Source organism: Streptomyces sp. WAC06614, assembly GCF_003949795.1.
GTDB lineage: Bacteria > Actinomycetota > Actinomycetes > Streptomycetales > Streptomycetaceae > Streptomyces.
The window spans coordinates 1-2,115 of sequence record NZ_RPRY01000596.1 but is presented as its reverse complement, the minus strand read 5'-3'; the positions used below and the strand labels follow the sequence as shown (position 1 = coordinate 2,115).

2 protein-coding genes are annotated in these 2,115 nt (G+C 77.9%); one reads left to right on the top strand and one right to left on the bottom strand.

What is annotated here, in order from left to right:
- Positions 1-364: helix-turn-helix transcriptional regulator (locus EF918_RS35080; RefSeq protein ID WP_148141339.1), on the bottom strand; the 364-nt coding region annotated here is incomplete at its 3' end.
- Between the two features lie 125 nt (positions 365-489).
- On the opposite strand from EF918_RS35080, the gene EF918_RS35075 reads away from it, so the two are divergent.
- On the top strand, positions 490-2,115 hold a 1,626-nt coding region (locus EF918_RS35075; protein WP_185922082.1), incomplete at its 3' end, for a DUF6350 family protein.

The window sequence follows — 2,115 nt, the reverse complement described above, 5'->3', positions numbered from 1 at the left end:
GGTGCGCGTGTGCGTCCGCGCGCGCCAGCACGCCGGTGCGCTCGCGGGCGGCGTGACCCCGCTCGCCCCAGTGCCGCCAGCGCGCGGCCTCCCCCCCGCTGTGGCCCCGGCGCGCGCGGCGGCCCCCCCTGGAGGAGCCCCCGCCGGACGGCCCGGCGAGCCGGGCCAGCAGCCGGGCGTAGGCCGCGCGTTTGCGGCCCTGGGGCTCGGTGCGTCCCGCCTCCCAGGAGCGGACCGTGGCCGGTGAGACGCCGATCGCCGCGGCGACCTCGGCGGGACCGAGGTCGGCGGCTTCGCGCAGTCTGCGGCGCTCCGCGGAGGAAGGCAGGGACGGCTCAGAGGAGTTGTCGGCGCTCTGTGTCATCCCGCTCTCCCGGCGACCTGGCGGCAGCAGCCCTGGGCGAAAAAGTACATAACCGTATATTGGGCGACACTACGAACAATCGCCTGTTACGCGAACTCAGCGCGTGTCGTTGCGACCATGGCCCGGTGACCCAAGTGACCGAACGCGGGACGTCCTTGCCGACGGTCCCGAGGTCCGGCGGACGTCGCCGTTCGCCGGCCGCCGCCGAGTGCGTGCTGACCGGGGCCGTGGCCGCCGGACTGGGGCTCGGCTTCCTGGCCGTGCTCGTCATGACCCTGTGGATCAGCTCCCCGTACCCCGACAGCGGGCCCGGCGGCGCGCTGCACGTCGCCGCCGCGCTGTGGCTGCTGGCCCATGGGACGGAACTCGTCCGCTACGACACCCTGTCGGGCGTGCCGGCACCGGTTGGGGTGACGCCGTTGCTGCTGGTGGCCCTGCCCGCGCTGCTGATGCGGCGGGCGGCGCGACTGGCCACCGACGGGGACGAGGCGCTGTCGGCGGGGGCGGTGTTCTCGGCGGTGCTGTGCGGGTACCTGGCCGTGGGCGCCGGGGTGACGGTGTACGCGGCCGGCGGGCCGCTGCCGGCGCAGCCGCTGAGTGCCGCGTGGCACGTGCCGGTGGTGGCCGTGGTGGCCGCGGCCGGCGGGGTCTGGGCGGCGCGGGGACGGCCGTTGGGGCCGCTGCCCGGGTGGGTGCCGGCCGGCTTCCGACGGGCCGTCACCCGGCCGCGCTACGCGGCGGCGTTGCGGGCCGGGTGCGCGGGCGTGCTGGTGCTGCTCGGCGGGGGCGCGCTGGTCCTGGGAGCCTCGCTGGTCTGGCACGCCGGCGCCGCGCAGGAATCGTTCCTCCAGCTCACGGGGGTGTGGTCGGGGAGGTTCGCGGTGCTGCTGGTGGCGCTGGGGCTGGCGCCGAACGCCACCGTGTGGGCCATGGCGTACGCGCTGGGGCCCGGGTTCGCGCTCGGCACCGGTGCGACGGCGACCCCGCTGGGCTCCGGGGGCTCCCCGGCCCTGCCGCGCTTCCCGCTGCTGGCGGCGTTGCCCCCGGCGGGGCCGGGGTCACCGCTGACGCTGGCCGTGGTGGGGGTGCCGGTGGTGGCCGGGCTGGCGCTGGGGTGGTTCGCGGTACGGCGGGCCCGGGAGGTGTCCTCGGGCGAGACGGCGCTGACGGCGGCACTGGGCGGGGTGGTGTGCGGGGTGCTGACGGCGTGCCTGGCGGGCGTGTCGGGCGGCCCGTTGGGCTCGGGCGCGCTGGCGGACTTCGGCCCGGCCTGGTGGGCCACGGGAGCGGCGGCCACGGCCTGGACCGTGCTGTGGGGGGTCCCCACGGCGGTCGGCATCCACGCGTGGCGCCGCCGTCCGGCGGCGGAACCGGAACCGGAGGACACGTGGCACACCCGTGGCGGCCGTGAGCTCCGCTGGGCCACCCTCCGCACCACGGCGGGCACCTTGGTCCCCCCACTGCCGGCACCCGCTCCGGCTGCCCTACCGCCGGAACCGCCGCTGTCGCCCCCCGCTCCGGCTGCCGTTCCGACGGAACTGCCGCTGTCGTCCCCTGCTCCGGCTGCCGTTCCGGCGGAACCGCCGCTGTCGCCCCCTGCTCCGGCCGCCGTTCCGCCGGAACTGCCGCTGTCGCCCCCCGCTCCGGCTGCCGTTCCGACGGAACCGGACCCCCACACCCCGAACACCTCCGCCGACCGGCCGGCGCCGCCGGCGCCGGCGGCGGTTCCGCCGGAACGGCAGCCGGAGCAG